The sequence below is a fragment of the Sphingomonas pseudosanguinis genome (genome assembly GCF_014196255.1).
Classification (GTDB): domain Bacteria; phylum Pseudomonadota; class Alphaproteobacteria; order Sphingomonadales; family Sphingomonadaceae; genus Sphingomonas; species Sphingomonas pseudosanguinis.
The window spans coordinates 812,309-829,463 of sequence record NZ_JACIDH010000001.1; the positions used below are offsets into that span (position 1 = coordinate 812,309).

Genomic DNA, 17,155 nt, shown 5'->3' on the forward strand with positions numbered 1-17,155 from the left:
TGACCCCTCGATCCGCGAGGTTTTCGGGGTGAGGGGCGGAGAAATGGAACGCATGCGCTACCTGCCCCTTACCTCTTCCGATCGGGCCGAGATGCTCTCGGTCATCGGTGCCGGATCGGTCGACGACCTGTTCGTCGACGTGCCCGAATCCGCTCGCCTGTCCGGCCCCATCGCGGGGCTGCCCGACCACGCGTCCGAACTGGCGGTCGAGCGGCACATGACCGCGCTCGCCCGCAAGAACACCGTGGCGGGTGACGTGCCCTTCTTCCTGGGCTGCGGTGCCTATCGCCATCATGTCCCCGCCAGCGTCGATCACCTGATCCAGCGCGGCGAGTTCCTGACCGCCTATACGCCCTATCAGCCGGAAATCGCGCAGGGCACGCTGCAGATGCTGTTCGAGTTCCAGACGCAGGTCGCGCGTCTGCTCGGCACCGATGTCGCCAACGCCTCGATGTATGACGGCTCGACCGCCTGCTGGGAAGCGATCGGCATGGCGCGGCGCATCACCAAGAAGTCCAAGGCGATCCTGTCCTCGGGCCTGCACCCGCACTACGTCTCAGTCGCCAAGACCATGGCGAAATATACCGGCGACACGCTGGAGACCGGCACGCCCGTCCTGACCGCCGAGACCGATATCGACCAGATGATCGCGGCGATCGACGGCGATACGTCGTGCGTCGTCGTCCAGTATCCGGATATTCTCGGTCGTATCGCCGACCTGACCCCGCTGGCCGAGGCCTGCCACGCCAAGAAGGCGCTGCTGATCGCCGTCGTGACCGAGCCGGTCGCGCTGGGCGCGATCCGCGCACCCGGCGAAATGGACGCCGATATCGTGGTGGGCGAGGGCCAGTCGCTGGGCGTCGGCCTCCAGTTCGGCGGGCCCTATGTCGGCCTGATGGGCTGCAAGGATAAGTATATCCGCCAGATGCCAGGCCGCTTCTGTGGCGAGACGGTGGACGCGGACGGCAAGCGCGGCTTCGTGCTGACGCTGTCGACCCGCGAGCAGCATATCCGCCGCGAAAAGGCGACGTCGAACATCTGCACCAATTCGGGGCTGTGTGCGCTTGCCTTCTCGATCCACATGACGCTGCTGGGCGAGGCGGGCCTGCGCCGGATGGCGGGGATCAACCATGCCAATGCCTGCCGCGCGGCGGATCGCCTGGCGAAGGTGCCGGGCGTGAAGCTGGTCAACGACGTGTTCTTCAACGAGTTCACGCTGGACTTAGGGAGAGAGGCGCGCCCGATCGTGCGGACGCTCGCCGAGCGCGGCGTGCTGGCGGGCGTGTCGCTCGGACGGCTCTATCCGGGTGAGGACGCCCTCGCGAACGGACTGGTTGTGGCGGTCACCGAAACGGTGACGGCGGAGGATATCGAGACGCTTGCCAAGGCGCTGGCTGAGGTTCTTGGGGAGGTGCTGGCATGACGATCAACCAGAGCGGCTGGAAGCCCACGAGCCCCGAAGCCAAGGACGGCGAGGTCCCGGCGACCTTCACCGGCAACCGCGCGCTGATGCTCGAAGAAAAGCTGATCTTCGAGATCGGTGATGACAAGACGACCGGCGTCGATTTCGCCGAGGGCGATGTCGCCGGTTCGCGTCTGGGCGACCTGAGCCGCAAGGACCCGATCGGCCTGCCGGGCCTATCGGAGCCGGAGACGGTGCGTCACTATACCCGTCTGTCGCGTCAGAACTATGCGATCGATCTCGGCCTGTTCCCGCTGGGTTCGTGCACGATGAAGCACAATCCGCGCCTGAACGAGAAGATGGCGCGGCTGCCGGGGTTCAGCGACGTTCACCCGCTCGCCCCCGTCGACACGGTGCAGGGCGCGCTGGAGGTCATTCACCAGCTGGCGCACTGGCTGGTGACGCTGACCGGCATGACCTCGGTCGCGATGAGCCCCAAGGCGGGCGCGCATGGCGAGCTGTGCGGTATCCTGGCGATCAAGGCGGCGCTGGAGAAGCGTGGCGAGGGCCATCGCAAGGTGATCCTGGTGCCGGAGTCGGCGCACGGCACCAATCCGGCGACGGCGGCGTTCGCGGGCTTCTCGGTCGAGGACATCCCCGCGACCGCCGACGGCCGTGTCGACACGGCGGCGCTGAAGGCGCGGCTGGGGCCGGACGTGGCGGGCGTGATGATCACCAACCCGAACACCTGCGGCCTGTTCGAGCGTGACCTGAAGGACATTTCCGACGCGGTCCATGCGGCGGGCGGCTATGTCTATTGCGACGGCGCGAACTTCAACGCCATCGTCGGGCGCGTGCGTCCGGGCGATCTCGGCGTCGATGCGATGCACATCAACCTGCACAAGACCTTCTCGACCCCGCATGGCGGCGGCGGGCCGGGTTCGGGGCCGGTGGTGTTCTCCGAGGCGCTGACGCCCTTCGCGCCTTTGCCCTTCGTCGAAAAGACGGGCGAGGGCTTCCGCCTGGTCGAGGAAGAAAATGCCGACGACCACCACGCCGACAGCTTCGGTCGCATGGTCGCCTTCCACGGCCAGATGGGCATGTTCACCCGCGCGCTGACCTATATCCTCAGCCACGGCGCAGACGGGCTCCGCCAGGTCGCCGAGGATGCGGTGCTCAACGCCAACTACGTCCTGCGCAGCCTCGAAAACACGCTCGATGCCCCCTTCGCCAAGAGCGGCCCGTGCATGCACGAAGCCATTTTCTCGGACGAAGGCCTGGCCGAAGGCTTCTCGACGATCGACGTCGCCAAGGCGCTGATCGACGAGGGTTTCCACCCGATGACCATGTATTTCCCGCTGGTCGTCCACGGCGCGATGCTGGTCGAGCCGACCGAAACCGAGTCGAAGGCCGCGCTCGACCAGTTCATCGGTGCGCTGCGTTCGGTGGCGGAGCGGGCCAAGGCGGGCGACGCCTCGCTCAAGACCGCGCCGCACTTCGCGCCGCGCGCGCGCCTCGACGAGACGCTCGCCGCGCGCAAGCCCGTGCTGGTGTGGAAGGACAAGGCGGCCTGATCGGCTGACGCTACCCTCACCCTTCCGGCGCTACGCGCCTCCTTCCCTCTCCCAATGGGAGAGGGAAGGGGCCCGCCCGCGATAGCGGGTGGGAAGGGTGAGGGGAGTTGTCCGTTCAAAGCGCCGTGAACAACGAAATCCCGCCCAGGATCACCCCCGGCGCATTGGCGAATACGATCGGCCAGTCCCGCTTCTCACGCAAAAACCCGTACGCGACCCAGAGCGAACAGTTCACCATCGTCGCCAGCGGCTGAATTACCGAACCCTTCTGTCCCGCCAGATTGAGCTGGATCTGGTCGATATAGGACAGGTACATCGCCACGGCGGTCGCGGTGGCGATCCAGCCGAGCAGCATCAATTTCCGTTCGCTCACAGGTGGTTGATCCCCTTTTGCTAAATCGATTGAACCTCACGCAGGCGGACGCACGAGCAAAGCGGGATGTTCCGGACCGGCAAGGGGAACGCCATGCGCTTTGACGAAAGCCAAGCCGGGACGCTGGAATCGATCCTGCGCTGGCGGCGCGATGTCCGGCATTTCCGCAGCGACCCTGTGGACGAAGCGGTGCTGGCCCGACTGGCCGAAACGATGGCGCTCGCGCCCTCGGTCGGCAATGCCCGCCCCTGGCGGGTGATCCGGGTCGAGGACCCGGCCTTGCGCACCGCCGTCCGCGCCGATTTCCAACGCTGCGACGAGGCGGCGGCGGCGGACTATGCCGATCAACAGGCCGCCGCCTACCGCGCGCTCAAGCTCGCCGGGCTGGACGCCGCGCCGGTGCAATTGGCGGTCTTCACCCATATCGACCCGGCCGAGGGGCACGGCCTGGGCCGCCGCACCATGCCGGAAACGCTGCGCCAGTCGACCGCGATGGCGATCCACACGCTGTGGCTGGCGGCGCGCGCGGCCAATCTGGGGATGGGGATGGTCTCGATCCTCGACCCCGCCGCGATGGAGCGGATCTTCGCGGTGCCGGAGGACTGGGCCTTTACCGCCTATCTCTGCCTCGGCCATGCCGAATGGGACGACGATATGCCGCTGCTCCACCGGGCCGGATGGCAGGAAAATGCGCCCACGCGGTGGGAGGTGCGCTAATAAATTTCCTCCCCTGCAAGGGGAGGGGGACCATCCGAAGGATGGTGGAGGGGTGTCCCCGCTGGCCGTGACACCCCTCCGTCAGCACTTCGTGCTGCCACCTCCCCTTCCAGGGGAGGAATAAACTCAATCCTCGACCGCTGCCGAACTCGTCTGCTGCTTGCCCAGTCTCTGTTCGCGCCAGACGATGAACAGCCCGCTGGTGATGATCACCGGCGCACCCGCCCAGGTCCCCGCCGTGGGCAGCACCCCGAAGATCAGCCAGCCATAGACGGTCGCCCAGATCAGCCCCGAATAGTCCATCGGCACCACCGCCGCGACCGGCGCCAGCCGCGATGCGCCGGTCAGGGCCAGTTGGCCCAAGCCGCCCGCCAGCCCGATCGAGACGAGCACCACCCAGGTCAGCGTATCGTGCATCTTCAGGTGAAAGGCGTATGGCACCGCGATGAAGGGCAGGGTCAGGACGGTGAAATAGAAGACGGTCGTCGTCGCCGGTTCGTCCCGCAACTGGCGCAGGACGATGGCCACGATCGCGACGAACATCGCCGCCATCAGGCCCACGAACGCCCCGAATAGCGACATGTCGCTCGCGCCCGGACGCACGACCAGCAGCACGCCCACAAAGCCGACCAGCACCGCGCTCCAGCGCTGCCATCCCGTCTTCTCACCCAGCACCAGCGCGCCCAGCAATGTCGCGAAGATCGGCACGGTGAACTGAAACGTCGTCGCCTCGGCCAGCGGCAGCAGCATGACCGCGCCGAAGGTAAAGACCATACCGACCAGCCCGACCATCGCCCGCTTGGCATGACCTTGCAGCCGCTGGGTGCGCAACGACTGGAGGCCCGGCCCCGCCAGGACGAAGGCCAGCACGACCGGCAGCGCGCAGAGCTGGCGAAAGAACATGGTCTCGGAAAGCGTCGCCCCGCGCGATTCGGCCAGCTTCACGAAGGCCGACATGGTCGACAGGAAGAAGATGGCGATCAGGCGCAGGCCGATGCCTTTGAGCACGCGGTCATCGGACATGGGGGGCTCCTAGCCCGTGCGGCGCGGTGGCGAAAGGCCGCATGCGCCCGCCCCCTTGGCGAGACCGGGTCTTTGCCGCTATCGGGCGGGCATGAAGCACGCTCTGCCCGTCACCCGCGACGCGGATTTCTCCGCCTGGTATCAGTCCGTCATCGCCGAGGGCGATCTAGCCGAGGAATCGGGCGTCCGTGGCTGCATGGTCATCCGCCCCTGGGGCTATGGCATCTGGGAGCGTATCCAGCGCCTGCTCGACGACCGGATCAAGGCGACGGGGCATGAGAATTGCTATTTCCCGCTCTTCATCCCGCTGTCCTATTTCGAGAAGGAAGCCGAGCATGTCGACGGCTTCGCCAAGGAAATGGCGGTCGTCACGCATCACCGGCTGATCGCGGACGGCAAGGGCGGGCTGGTCCCCGACCCTGAGGCGAAGCTGGAAGAGCCGTTGGTCGTGCGCCCGACCTCGGAGACGGTGATCGGCACCGCCTTTGCCCGCTGGGTCCAGTCGTGGCGCGACCTGCCGGTGCTCATCAACCAGTGGGCGAACGTCGTCCGCTGGGAAATGCGCACCCGCATGTTCCTGCGCACCGCCGAATTCCTGTGGCAGGAAGGGCATACCGCCCATGCCACGGTCGACGAAGCGCGCGCCGAGACGCTCCAGATGCTGGAAGTCTATCGGACCTTCGCCGAGGATTGTCTGGGCGTGCATGTCATCGCGGGCGAGAAGCCGGAGAATGAACGCTTCCCCGGTGCGGTCGCGACCTATTCGATCGAGGCCATGATGCAGGACGGCAAGGCCCTGCAAACGGCAACCAGCCATTTCCTGGGCGACAATTTCGCCAAGGCGCAGAATATCCGCTTCCAGAATGCCGAGGGCGGGCTGGATTATGCGCAGACGACCAGCTGGGGCATGACCACGCGCACCATCGGCGCAATGATCATGGTGCACGGCGACGATGACGGCATGCGCGTGCCGCCCAAGGTCGCACCGTGGCAGGTGGTGATCGTCCCGATGCTGCGCGACCAGCCCGAGGACGAGCCGCTGCTGGCCTATTGCCGCGACCTGCAAAAGGAGCTGGTTGGCGGCGCCGCACTGGGCGAACCGATCCGCGCGATGGTCGATGCGCGTGCGCAAAAGGCCGCCAACAAGCGCTGGGGCTGGGTCAAGAAGGGCGCGCCGGTCATCATCGAGGTCGGCGGTCGCGACATGGCGGGCGGCAACGTCTCGGTCATCCGCCGCGACCGGCTGTACCGCGAGGACGGCAAGCTGGACTCGGTCGTTCAGCCGCGTGAGGATTTCGTGTCGGGCGTCGCCGATCTGCTGGCGGACATCCAAGGCGAACTGCACCGCCAGTCGGCCGAGCGGTTGAAGGCACAGATCGTGCCCGTCGACGACTGGGCGGGCGTCGAGGCGCACTTCGCAGACGGCGTTAAGAACCCCGGCTGGGTCGATGTCCGCTGGGCCAAGCCCACGGGTGCCGAACTGGACCAGGTGGTCGAAAAGCTGAAGGGCCTCAAGCTGACCATCCGCAATGCGCCGATGGGGCAGACCGGCTGCGACGACGGGCCCTGCATCTTCACCGGCCGCGAGGCCGTGGAGCGGGTCCTGATCGGGCGGGCGTACTGATAATAGACTCCCCCTCCCGCAGGCGGGAGGGGGCTGGGGGGAGGGAACGCCACGGGCGATGGCCTCGGTGAGACTCCTTGCCCTCCCCAAACCCCTCCCGCCTGCGGGAGGGGCTAAGAAGAGGGGCTAGCTCATCACCAACCCCGCCCACGGCAAATCCGGCCCGGCGGGCACGATCCCGGTCGGGTTCAACTCCAGATGGCTGGCATAATAATGCGTCTTGATGTGACCCAGATGCACCGTCTCCGCAATCTCCGGGATCGCCAGCATCCGCTCCAGCAATCCCTCCAGCGCCGGATAATCCTGCACTCGCCGGACATTGCATTTGAAATGCCCGTGATAGACTGCATCGAACCGCACGAGCGTGGTGAACAGGCGTATGTCGGCCTCGGTCATCCGATCGCCGACCAGCCAATCGCGGCCCGTCAGTCGCTCCTCCAGCGAATCCAGCTCTGCGAATAGCGGCCCGACCGCATCGTCATACGCCTCTTGCGTCTTGGCGAAGCCGCATTTGTACACGCCGTTATTCACCCGGTCATAGACGGGTGCGTTGACCGCATCGATCTCGTCGCGAAGCTCGACGGGGTAGTAATCCCCCGCCCGCGCGCCCAGCCCGTCAAAGGCGGTATTGAACATACGGATGATCTCAGCGGACTCATTGCTGACGATCGTGTCGCGCTGTTTGTCCCATAGGACCGGCACCGTAACCTTGCCGCTATAGCCGTCCCGCGCGCGGCCATAGAGCTGCCACAGATAATCGGAGCCATGCAGGGTGTCGCCGGTCCCGCCCCGCTCCGTCGCAAAGGTCCAGCCATGCTCGCGCATCAGCGGATCGACCACCGACACATCGATCATGTCCTCCAGACCTTTGAGCGCGCGGACGATCAATGTGCGATGCGCCCAGGGGCAGGCATAGGAGACATAGAGGTGATAACGCCCCGCCTCGGCGCGGTGGCCGGTCTGGCCGTCGGGGCCAGGGCCGCCATCCGCCGTCACCCAGTCGCGGAAACCGGAATCGGGGCGCTTGAAGCTGCCCTTCTCGTCCGACTTGAACAGCCCATCGGCGTGCCAGACGCCGTCCACCATATTGCCCATGCGTGATCTCCTTTGATGGAGGGTACGCATGGGGGAGAGGAGCGATCCCAAAGATCCTCCCCCGCACGGGGAGGTGGCAGGCCGAAGGCCTGACGGAGGGGGCTTCCTCATAGGGTGTCCTATGTGGCGATCCCCCTCCACCAGCTTCGCTGGTCCCCCTCCCCGTGCCGGGGAGGATTAGCGCCGCTTGCCGTTGTGGCGGATATTGGCGGGCCGCCCGCGCCGTTTCAGCACCCGACGCGGCTCGGAGGCAGCACCCTTGCCGTCGGGAAGTTCGAAGCGCAGCGCCCCCGACACCGGGTTCGCCTCGGCCAGGCGCAGCGGCAGGCGCTGGCCCAGCTTGTAGATTTCCCGCGTCGTCTCGCCGAGCAACTGCTGCGAGCTTTCGTCATAATGGAAGTAATCGCCGCCCAGGTCGCGGATCGGCATCAGACCGTCGCCGCCGACGCCGTCGACGGTGGCGAAGAAGCCGAAATTGGTGACGCCGGTGATCCGCGTCTCGACCACCTGCCCGACATGCTCGGACAGATACGCCGCGACATAGCGGTCGATGGTCTCGCGCTCCGCCTCCATCGCGCGGCGCTCATATTGGCTGATCGAGGTGCCCAGCCGTTCCATCTCCTCGCCTTCGGGCAGCAACCCGCCGTCGCCCAGCTTGTACGCCCCCACCAGCGCGCGGTGGACGACAAGATCGGCATAGCGCCGGATCGGCGAGGTGAAATGCGCATAGGAGCCCAGCGACAGGCCGAAATGCCCCTGATTGACCGGCGCATAATAGGCCTGGGTCTGCGAGCGCAGGATCTGCTCCATCACCTGCGGCTTGAAATCCGCATCGCCAATCTTGTCGATGATCCGGTTAAAGGTCACGGGACGGATCACCTGACCCATGGCGAAGGGGATGTCGAAGGTCTCGAGATATTCCTTCAGCGCGACCAGCTTGGTACGGCTGGGCACCTCGTGGACGCGGTACATGACGGGGGCCTTCTTCGCCTCCAGCGCCTTGGCGGCGGCGACGTTGGCGGCGATCATGTAATCCTCGATCAGCCGGTGGGCATCCAGCCGCGCGCGCGGCGCGACCGACAGGATGCGGCCATTCTGATCGAGCACCACGCGCCGCTCGGGCAGGTCGAGGTCCAGCGGCTCGCGATCGTCGCGCGCCTTGGCGAGCGCGGCCCAGCAGTCCCAGAGCGGCCGCAGCGCCGTCTCGGTCAGCGGGTGAGACAGTTCGCCGTCGATCGCGGCCTGCGCATCCTCATAAGCGATGTTCGCCGCCAGCCGCACGACCGCGCGGGTGAAGCGGAAGCTCTTGAGCTTGCCGCCCTTCGTCACCTGGAGATGGCAGGCGAGCGCGGCGCGGTCCTCGCCTTCCTTCAGCGAACAGACATCCGCCGACAGGATTTCGGGCAGCATCGGCACGACCCGATCGGGGAAATAGACCGAGTTGCCGCGCCGCCGGGCGTCCGTGTCGATCGCCGAGCCGGGACGGACATAGAAGCTGACGTCCGCAATGGCGACGATGGCGCGCCAGCCTTCCGGGTTGGCGGGATCATCGTCGGGTGCGGCCCAGACCGCATCGTCATGGTCGCGCGCATCGACGGGATCGATCGCGACGATGGGCAGGTCGCGCAGGTCTTCGCGATCATCGCCCAGCGGCTGGCGCGCGACCCGCTCGGCCTCCTCCAGCGTTTCGGGCTGGAAACGGTCGGGGATTTCGAACTTGTGGATCGCGATCAGCGAGAAGCTGCGCGGGGCGAAGGGATCGCCCAGCCGCTCGACCACCTTGGCGGTGATGCGCGGCGGGCGGCCCGCCTTTTCGGCCAGCACCAGGTCGCCCGCTTCCGCGCCGCCGGTGTCCGACACCATCATCTCGCGCCGATCCTTCTTGTCGACGCTGGTCAGCCAGAAACGCCCCGCCTCCTCGCGCAGCACGCCCAGCACCTGTTCGGAGGCGGGCGCGATCGTCTTCATGACATGCGCGATCCAGCCGCCGCCCGCTTCCTCGGTGCGCGCCAGCACCCGCTGCCCGATGCCGAGGCTCCCGCGCTTGCGCTCGCGGATGCGCAGCCGGGGGATGGGAATGCCGTCCGCTTCCCAACGCTCCGGCTGGCCCCAGACATTGCCGCCGTCATCGACATCGACGATGCGCAGCACCGTCACCTTGGGCAGCCCGCCCATCTTGTGGAAGGCGCGGCCCGGCGCGCTGTCGATCAGCCCTTCATCGGCCATGTCCTTGAGCAGCGCCTTCAGCCCGATCTTCTCCTGCGCGGAGAGACCGAAAGCGCGCGCGATCTCGCGCTTGCCAGCGGGCTGGTCCGACTGTTCGATGAAGGCGAGGATTTGCTCACGGGTCGGCAGACCCGGCTGGGGTTTTTTCATAAGGTGGAGATAGGGGGTAGGGCGGGCGGCGTCACCCCCGGACGTCCATTCCTCCCCTGCAAGGGGAGGTGGCAGGGCGCAGCCCTGACGGAGGGGTGTCACCATTGGCGAGGACAGTCTGCCATAACAACCGGTTACACCCCTCCACCAGCTTCGCTGGTTCCCCTCCCCTTGCAGGGGAGGAAGAGTAAGGTCATGATCCAATGTAATACCAGTATGGCGTAGCGGGACGGGCAGAACATGATGACATTATGGGCTTCGGCCGCGATCCTGGCGGCGGCGCCGAGCGCACAGGCCGATCTGGACCGGCTGGCCGCGACGCTGGGCTATCGCTACACGATCCTGACCAACCGCCCGGCATCCTGTCCGACCGGCACCCCGCGCTGTTTCGAGGCGGACATCGCCATCGCCGTGCCCGAAGGCGCGCCCAGCCTGCCGGTCGAAATCCGCTACAGCCTGGTCAATCCGGTGTTGAAGATCGACAGCGACGTGTTCGACAACCGAACGATCAACGGCGACCTCAACGTCCTGACGCTGAAGCCGGGCCAGTCGTTGAAGCCGGGCCAGACCTATCATGTAAAGCTGACCGGCCTGGGTGCGTTCTTCTCGCGTAACCACATGATGCCGAATGCAACGCTGGCCGTGACGGGCCTGACGCCGCGCGTGATTGCCGCGACCCGGACGGGGACCGATGCCGAGACGGGGCTGGAGACGTTGCCCTTCGTCGCGCCGATGACCGACGAAGCCGCGCTTGCCCGCAGTGCGCCCGACGACCAGACCGTGTGGAGGACGCCCGAACGCGCCTTTGCGCTTTATGCCGAGCGCGGCGCGGCCACGCCGGTCGATGTCGCGATCCTGCCCAAGCCGATGAAGGTCACGCGCCCGGCCGGTGCGCCGGTCGACCTGTCCAAGGGGCTGCGCATCACGACGCAAGGATTCACCCGCGCCGCCATCGCGCCCGCGCTGGCCGGATTGCCGATGGGCACAGTGCCGCTGACCATCCGCAAGCAGGCGGGGATCGCACCTGAAGGTTATCGTTTGGCCATCGGGCAGGGCGGCGTGACCGTAACGGCGGCGGACGCGGCGGGGGCGTCCTATGGCCTACGCTCGCTGGCGCAGCAGATGGCAGCGGAGGGGACGACGCTCCGCCCGCTGATCGTCGAGGACGCGCCGCGCTACGGCTTTCGCGGGCTGCACATCGATCTGGCGCGCAACTTCCACAGCAAGGCCGAAATCCTGAAGCTGGTCGAGCAGATGGCGGCGTACAAGCTCAACACACTCCATCTCCATCTGGGCGATGACGAGGGCTGGCGGTTGCAGATCGCGAGCCTGCCCGAACTGACCGAGGTGGGGGCCTATCGCTGCGCCGACCTGAGCGAAAAGACGTGTCTGCAACCGCAGCTCGGCGCGGACCCGGCCAGGGATGCCCCGACCAACGGCTATCTGACCGCCGCCGATTATTCCGAAATACTGCGCGCCGCCAAGGCGCGGCAGATCGCCGTCATCCCGTCCTTCGACATGCCCGGCCATTCGCGCGCGGCGATCCGGTCGATGGAGGTACGCTATCAGCGGTTGCTGGCGAAGGGCGACAAGGCGGCGGCCGAGCGTTTCAGGCTGGTCGAGCCGGGCGACACCACCCGCTATTCCAGCGTCCAGCATTATGACGATAATACGCTGAACGTCTGTATCGACAGCACCTATCGCTTCATCGACACGGTGATCAACGACATCGCCGCGCTGCATAAGGCGGCGGGCGTGCCGCTGACCACCTATCACATCGGCGCGGACGAGACGGCGGGCGCCTGGGTCCAGTCGCCCGCCTGTAAGGTGATGATGGCGAAAACCGGCATGCAGCCCAAGCAATTGGGCGCGTACTTCATCGAGCGGATTTCCGCCGACCTCGCCAAGCGCGGTATCGCGGTCGCGGGGTGGAGCGACGGGCTGGGCCATACCGACCCGGCCAAGATGCCCGCAAACGTCCAGACGAATATCTGGAGCAACCTGCATGCGGGCGGCGTGGCCGAGGCGCATGGACAGGCCAATCGCGGTTGGAAGACGGTGCTGTCGATCCCCGATCTCGGCTATTTCGACATGCCCTATGCCGCCGATCCGAACGAGACGGGTTATGACTGGGCCTCGCGCGGGGTGGACAGTTTCCAGGTGTTCGGTTTCATGCCGGGCAATCTCGCCGCGAACGCCGCGCTGATCCCCAATATCCTCGCCCAGCCCAAGGCCATTGCCGACACCGTACCGCTCCAGCCCGGTCGTAGCATCGCGGGGCTACAGGCGCAGTTGTGGAGCGAGACGGTGCGCCGTGACAGCCAGGTCGATTACATGTTGTTCCCCCGCCTGCTGGCGCTGGCCGAGCGGGCGTGGAGGAAGCCGGACTGGGAACCGGCCTATGTCGCAGGCGCAGGCTATCAGCCGAACGACAAGCGCGTCGATCGGGCCAAGCTGCTCGCCGGATGGCAGGATTTCGCCGGACGGATGGGTGTTCAGATGCGGCTGCTCGACCGGGCGGGCGTGATCTATCGCCTCGCCCCGCCGGGCGCGCGGATCGTGAACGGCAGGCTGGAGGCGAACGCCGAATTCGCCGGAACGCCGATCGAGTATCGCACCGGTAACACCGCCTGGACGCGCTATGATGGGCCGGTGGCGGTGGCGGTGGCGGGGGCGGTCGAGCTTCGCACCCGCACCCCCGATGGCCGCCGCGCCAGCCGGACGATTACGGTTTCGCCCTAGAGCGTGACGACATTGCATCAAACCAACTCGAGCCCCTCCCCTTCAGGGGAGGGGTTGGGGTGGGGCATCGCCGCAAACTGCTCGCTTGTGGAAGGGCCCCACCCCCAGCCCCTCCCCTGAAGGGGAGGGGCTGGGTTCATTTCATGTCATCCGGCACTGACCGCGATCAGGCTCGGGGCGTCCGCGATGAACGTGTCGAGCACGCCGTCGGCGATCTTGATCGGCCCGTCGAAGCGGACCGCGCCGGGGATGCTCTGCACCGCGGCGGCCTGCGCGGCGATCCGCCCGGCATCGGCGAAATAGCGGGTGGCGGTGGCGCTCCCCTGATCGGCGGCCGCAAGTCCGGCGGCGGTCAGTTGCAGCGACCGGCCCCAAAGCTGCATCGCCTCCAGCCAGGGACGCGCCTGTTCGGCAAAGCCGGGGTCGACCACGCCGGCGCGAATCGTGTCGGGTGCATCGGTAATCGCATCGGCTTTGGCCCGCAGCATGGCCAGGGCGGCACGGCGTTCGCCCTCGTCGCCATTGGCCAGCGCCTCGCGGACATGGTCGAGCAACGCCTTCAGCCTGGGGGCCTGTTCCTGCCAAGGCTGGCTGCCGAAGGTGGGGGCGAGATGCTGGGTGTCGAACAGTTCCAGCAGCGCGGCCGTCGCATGGGCGTCATCGCCCGCCAGATCGCGCGCGGCGAAATGCCAGGTGCGGTCGGCGTCATAGCCCTTGTCGTTCCAGCCAAAGGCGAGGACCCCGGTCACCGCCACGCGGCTGGGCGCTTCCTGGTTCATCGGGTTGGAGAGAATCCCGGTCAGCTCGGTCGACAGCCCCGCCTCACGCTTGGCATAGGGCGCGAGCAGCAGCCGCCCGGCCGAGCTGGCATAGTCGTTGACCGGATAATTGTCCCAGAGCAGCGTCTTGCGCCCGAACGCCTTGGTCGCGGCCTTGGCATCGGGAACCGAGATGGCGGGCGGCACGACATCGGTGCCGGTCCACTGCACGACGATGCGCGGGTTCAGGTTCGCGCGCAGCGCCGCCTTATAGGGGCTTTCCTTGGCGTCATAATATTCCGTCGGCACCATGATCAGCGGCCGCGCGGCGGGGTCCTGTTTCAGCAGGTCGGCCTGGACTGCATTCAGCAGCTTGGACTGGGCGACCCCGGCCGCCTGCGCACCCGAGGGGCCGAAGGCGGCCTTGTCCGCTTCGCAATTCCACTTCTGATATTCGATGTCGTCGAGCGCGACATAGAAGCTGTGTACGCCGATCCCGCGCAGCGCGGCGAATTTGCGCAGCAGCGTCTGCTCATCGGCCGGGTTGGAGAAGCAGATCGAGGGGCCGGGCGAGATCGCATAGACGAAATCGACATGGTTGGCGCGCGCGGTCGCGACCAGCGTGCCCAGCGCCTTCAGCGTCTCCGCCGGATAGGCCTCGCGCCACTTGTCGCGTGCGAAGGGATCGTCTTTGGGGCTGTAGACATAGGTATTGGCCTTCATCTGGCCCAGGAAGTTCAGATGCTTGGTGCGGTCTGCCATCGACCAGGGCTTGCCGTAAAAGCCCTCGATCGTGCCGCGGATCGGCATGGCGGGATGGTCGCGGATGGTCAGCGCGGGGATGGTCTTACGCGTCAGCAACTGGCGAAAGCTTTGCGCGGCGTGGAACAGCCCGTCCGCGTCATGCCCGGCCAGCGTGATCAGGCCGGCACCGGTCGCGCGGGTGGTGAGCGTATAGCCCTCCGGCTTGTCCTCGGCGCGCGCCTGGCTGCGGTTCAGCGCGTCGCGCACCAGCGCGGCGCTGTCGGGGCCGATCACGATCGTCGCACGGTCGGGCGTCGCGGGGAGGCGGGTGGCGGTCTGGATCTCGGTGATGCCCGCCTGGACCAGCAGGGTGCGGACCAGCGCGGCGGTCTCCGGCTCGGTGCCCGGTGCGACGATCAACGTGGCGGCGCGGCCCAGCGGGAAGGTGCCGTCCCCCAGCGTCATCGACACGGGCGTCGGGAAGATGGCGGGAAGGGTGACGGGGTTGGCCTGCGCCGCCGGGGTGAGAAGCGCAAGGGTGATCGCCGCCAGCGCGCCGCCCGTCCATCTGTTTGCCGCCCGCGTCATCCTCAATCTCCGGTATTTAACTGGTATTGTCGGAGCCTAGGGGAGAGGGGGGCGGGCTGCAAGCGCGATTGCGGACGGTATTTCAGGGGGGTGCGGGTGAGGTTGGAACGTGGCCTTCGACTACGCTCAGGCTGAACGGAGCGAGGGATTGGTTTGCGTGCCAACATCCGTTCAGCCTGAGCGTAGTCGAAGGCCACGGGAAGCCATCGCCCGCAATAAAATGGTACTAAACCGGATATATCAGTCGTGGAACTGAAGGCTCGCCAGCCGCGCATACAGCCCGCCGCCGGCGATCAGCTCGGAATGACGGCCCTGTTCGACGATCCGCCCGCCATCCATCACCACGATCCGCTCGGCGGCGCGCACGGTCGCCAGCCGGTGCGCGATCACCAATGTCGTGCGGTTCGCCATCAACCGCTCCAGCGCCTGTTGTACCAGTTGCTCGCTCTCGGCATCCAGCGCACTCGTCGCCTCGTCGAGCAACAGGATCGGCGCGTCCCGCAACAGCGCGCGGGCGATGGTGATCCGCTGGCGCTGCCCACCCGACAGTCGCGCACCGCCTTCGCCGAGGAAGGTGTCCAGCCCCTGTGGCAGGCCATGCAGGAAGTCGGCGGCGTTGGCGGCCTCGGCGGCGGCCCAGAGTTCGTCGTCGCTTGCCTCCCACCGGCCATAGCGGAGATTGTCGCGCGCCGAGGCGCCGAAGATCACCGTCTCCTGCGGCACCATCGCGATGCGCGCGCGGATCGCCCCCGGATCGGCATCGCGCAAGGAAACCCCGTCGAGCGAAATATTGCCGCTTTGCGGATCGTAGAAACGCTCGGCCAGCTGGAACAGCGTCGACTTGCCCGCGCCCGACGGGCCAACCACCGCCACCGTCTCGCCGGGGCGGATGTCGAGCGAGAAGTCGTTCAGCGCCGCGACCTCGGGCCGGGTCGGATAATGGAACACGACATTGTCAAACCGGAGCGCGCCCATCGGGATCACGGGCAGCACGGCGGGGGCGGGGGGCGGCGCGATCTCGGGCTGCTCGGCCAGCAGCTCGGCCAGCCGCTGCGCCGCGCCCGAGGCGCGCAATATGTCGCCCCACACCTCGGTCAGCGCCTGGAACGAGCCCGCGACCAGCATGCCCGTCACGACGAAGGCGGTCAGCGATCCGCCTGACAGCCGCCCGCTGGCGACATCGGCGACGGCTTCCCAAAGGAGCAGCGTCAGCCCGCCGAAAAACAGCCCGATGACCATCGCGGTCATCACCGCGCGCAACAGGAAGCGCTTGCGCGAGGTGGCGAAGCCGTTGCTGACCGCCAGCTCGAACCGCTCGGCCTCGCGGCGTTCCTGTCCGAACGCCTGGACGACCTTCATCGCGCCCAAGGTCTCGACGGCGATCGCGCCGATGTCCGCCAGCCGGTCCTGGCTGTCACGCGAATAGCTGCGCACCTTTTTGCCGAGCAACACGATCGGCAGCACGATCAGCGGGATGCAGACCAGCAGCGACAGCGTCAGCTTGGGCGACAGCGCGAAGAGGTAGATGGTGCCGCCGATCCCGATCACGACGTTGCGCAGCGCGATCGAGACGGTCGAGCCGACCACCTGTTCGATGATCGCGGTGTCGGCGGTCAGCCGGCTGGCGATCTCCGACGGGCGGTTCTCCTCGAAATAGCGCGGTGCCAGACGCAACAGATTGGCCTGCACCGCGACGCGGATGTCGGCAACCGTCCGCTCGCCCAGCCAGGATACGAAGTAGAAGCGGAATGCCGTCGCCACCGCCAGCACCAGCACCACCGCCAGCAACCCCTGGAAATAGGGCGCGATATTGCCGGTATCGCTCATCCGGCCGAAGCCGTGATCGATCACCTTCTGAAAGGTGCGCGGGATGAACAGCGTCGCGCTGGCCGCGACCAGCAGCGACAGCGCGGCCGCCGCCAGATGCGCGGGGTAGCGCAGCGTGAAGCGCCAGACCATTTTGAGATTGCTCAGACGACGGCTGGGCGGAACGGCGGGCTTGGGGGCAGCGGCGGATTTGGCCATGATGGCACGCGGCCTAGCAGCGCTGCGGGGCAGGCTCAACGCCGGCGACGGCGATCGCGCATCGTTCCGGCGCTTTCGGGCGTTACGCCCAGCGACGGATCACGGGCAATATGA

General features: G+C 66.9%; 11 protein-coding genes. 5 read left to right on the forward strand and 6 right to left on the reverse strand.

The window, feature by feature from the left end:
• Positions 1-52: 52 nt before the first annotated feature.
• Positions 53-1,423 carry an aminomethyl-transferring glycine dehydrogenase subunit GcvPA gene (gene gcvPA, locus GGR48_RS03920; protein WP_183950538.1) on the forward strand — a complete coding sequence of 457 codons (1,371 nt, stop codon included), beginning with the start codon at positions 53-55 and terminating at the stop codon, positions 1,421-1,423.
• A complete protein-coding gene (gcvPB, locus tag GGR48_RS03925) occupies positions 1,420-2,976 on the forward strand; it encodes an aminomethyl-transferring glycine dehydrogenase subunit GcvPB (RefSeq protein WP_183950539.1) in 1,557 nt (518 codons plus the stop codon). The genes gcvPA and gcvPB overlap by 4 nt, the downstream gene beginning before the upstream one ends.
• Positions 2,977-3,091: 115 nt before the next feature.
• Here the strand turns inward: gcvPB and GGR48_RS03930 are convergent, their stop codons facing one another.
• Entirely contained in the window at positions 3,092-3,331 is a 240-nt protein-coding gene (locus tag GGR48_RS03930) for a SemiSWEET family transporter (RefSeq protein WP_183950636.1), read from the reverse strand.
• Between the two features lie 111 nt (positions 3,332-3,442).
• Here GGR48_RS03930 and bluB point away from each other — a divergent pair, with 111 nt between their 5' ends.
• Positions 3,443-4,066, forward strand: coding sequence for a 5,6-dimethylbenzimidazole synthase (gene bluB, locus GGR48_RS03935; RefSeq protein ID WP_183950540.1), 624 nt, complete (start codon positions 3,443-3,445; stop codon positions 4,064-4,066).
• Positions 4,067-4,192: 126 nt separating this feature from the next.
• On the opposite strand, the gene GGR48_RS03940 is transcribed toward bluB, so the two are convergent.
• A complete protein-coding gene (locus GGR48_RS03940) occupies positions 4,193-5,089 on the reverse strand; it encodes a DMT family transporter (RefSeq protein WP_183950541.1) in 897 nt (298 codons plus the stop codon).
• A gap of 91 nt (positions 5,090-5,180) precedes the next feature.
• On the opposite strand from GGR48_RS03940, the gene proS reads away from it, so the two are divergent.
• Positions 5,181-6,713 (forward strand): proline--tRNA ligase, encoded by a 1,533-nt coding sequence (gene proS / locus GGR48_RS03945; RefSeq protein ID WP_183950542.1) that lies wholly within the window; start codon positions 5,181-5,183, stop codon positions 6,711-6,713.
• 126 nt (positions 6,714-6,839) lie between these two features.
• Here proS and GGR48_RS03950 read toward each other — a convergent pair whose 3' ends face one another.
• Both GGR48_RS03950 and rnr read right to left on the reverse strand, forming a co-directional pair.
• Positions 6,840-7,808 (reverse strand): glutathione S-transferase family protein, encoded by a 969-nt coding sequence (locus GGR48_RS03950; protein ID WP_183950543.1) that lies wholly within the window; start codon positions 7,806-7,808, stop codon positions 6,840-6,842.
• A gap of 177 nt (positions 7,809-7,985) precedes the next feature.
• On the reverse strand, positions 7,986-10,184 hold the full coding sequence (gene rnr / locus GGR48_RS03955; RefSeq protein WP_183950544.1) for a ribonuclease R: 2,199 nt from the start codon (positions 10,182-10,184) through the stop codon (positions 7,986-7,988).
• Between the two features lie 243 nt (positions 10,185-10,427).
• Between rnr and GGR48_RS03960 the strand changes: the two genes are divergently transcribed.
• Positions 10,428-12,926 (forward strand): family 20 glycosylhydrolase, encoded by a 2,499-nt coding sequence (locus tag GGR48_RS03960; protein WP_244954847.1) that lies wholly within the window; start codon positions 10,428-10,430, stop codon positions 12,924-12,926.
• Positions 12,927-13,072: 146 nt separating this feature from the next.
• Here GGR48_RS03960 and GGR48_RS03965 read toward each other — a convergent pair whose 3' ends face one another.
• Both GGR48_RS03965 and GGR48_RS03970 read right to left on the reverse strand, forming a co-directional pair.
• On the reverse strand, positions 13,073-15,016 hold the full coding sequence (locus GGR48_RS03965; protein WP_183950546.1) for a glycoside hydrolase family 84 protein: 1,944 nt from the start codon (positions 15,014-15,016) through the stop codon (positions 13,073-13,075).
• Positions 15,017-15,256: 240 nt separating this feature from the next.
• Positions 15,257-17,041 carry an ABC transporter transmembrane domain-containing protein gene (locus GGR48_RS03970; RefSeq protein WP_183950547.1) on the reverse strand — a complete coding sequence of 595 codons (1,785 nt, stop codon included), beginning with the start codon at positions 17,039-17,041 and terminating at the stop codon, positions 15,257-15,259.
• Between the last annotated feature and the right edge of the window lie 114 nt (positions 17,042-17,155).

What these genes read in the sequence shown, in the direction of transcription:
- gcvPA (WP_183950538.1), top strand. Translation starts at nt 53, where the DNA reads ATGCGCTACCTGCCCCTTACCTCTTCCGATCGGGCCGAGATGCTCTCG.
- GGR48_RS03970 (WP_183950547.1), bottom strand. Translation starts at nt 17,041, where the DNA reads ATGGCCAAATCCGCCGCTGCCCCCAAGCCCGCCGTTCCGCCCAGCCGT.
- GGR48_RS03950 (WP_183950543.1), bottom strand. Translation starts at nt 7,808, where the DNA reads ATGGGCAATATGGTGGACGGCGTCTGGCACGCCGATGGGCTGTTCAAG.
- GGR48_RS03960 (WP_244954847.1), top strand. Translation starts at nt 10,428, where the DNA reads ATGACATTATGGGCTTCGGCCGCGATCCTGGCGGCGGCGCCGAGCGCA.
- GGR48_RS03940 (WP_183950541.1), bottom strand. Translation starts at nt 5,089, where the DNA reads ATGTCCGATGACCGCGTGCTCAAAGGCATCGGCCTGCGCCTGATCGCC.
- GGR48_RS03965 (WP_183950546.1), bottom strand. Translation starts at nt 15,016, where the DNA reads ATGACGCGGGCGGCAAACAGATGGACGGGCGGCGCGCTGGCGGCGATC.
- rnr (WP_183950544.1), bottom strand. Translation starts at nt 10,184, where the DNA reads ATGAAAAAACCCCAGCCGGGTCTGCCGACCCGTGAGCAAATCCTCGCC.
- gcvPB (WP_183950539.1), top strand. Translation starts at nt 1,420, where the DNA reads ATGACGATCAACCAGAGCGGCTGGAAGCCCACGAGCCCCGAAGCCAAG.
- bluB (WP_183950540.1), top strand. Translation starts at nt 3,443, where the DNA reads ATGCGCTTTGACGAAAGCCAAGCCGGGACGCTGGAATCGATCCTGCGC.
- proS (WP_183950542.1), top strand. Translation starts at nt 5,181, where the DNA reads ATGAAGCACGCTCTGCCCGTCACCCGCGACGCGGATTTCTCCGCCTGG.
- GGR48_RS03930 (WP_183950636.1), bottom strand. Translation starts at nt 3,331, where the DNA reads ATGCTGCTCGGCTGGATCGCCACCGCGACCGCCGTGGCGATGTACCTG.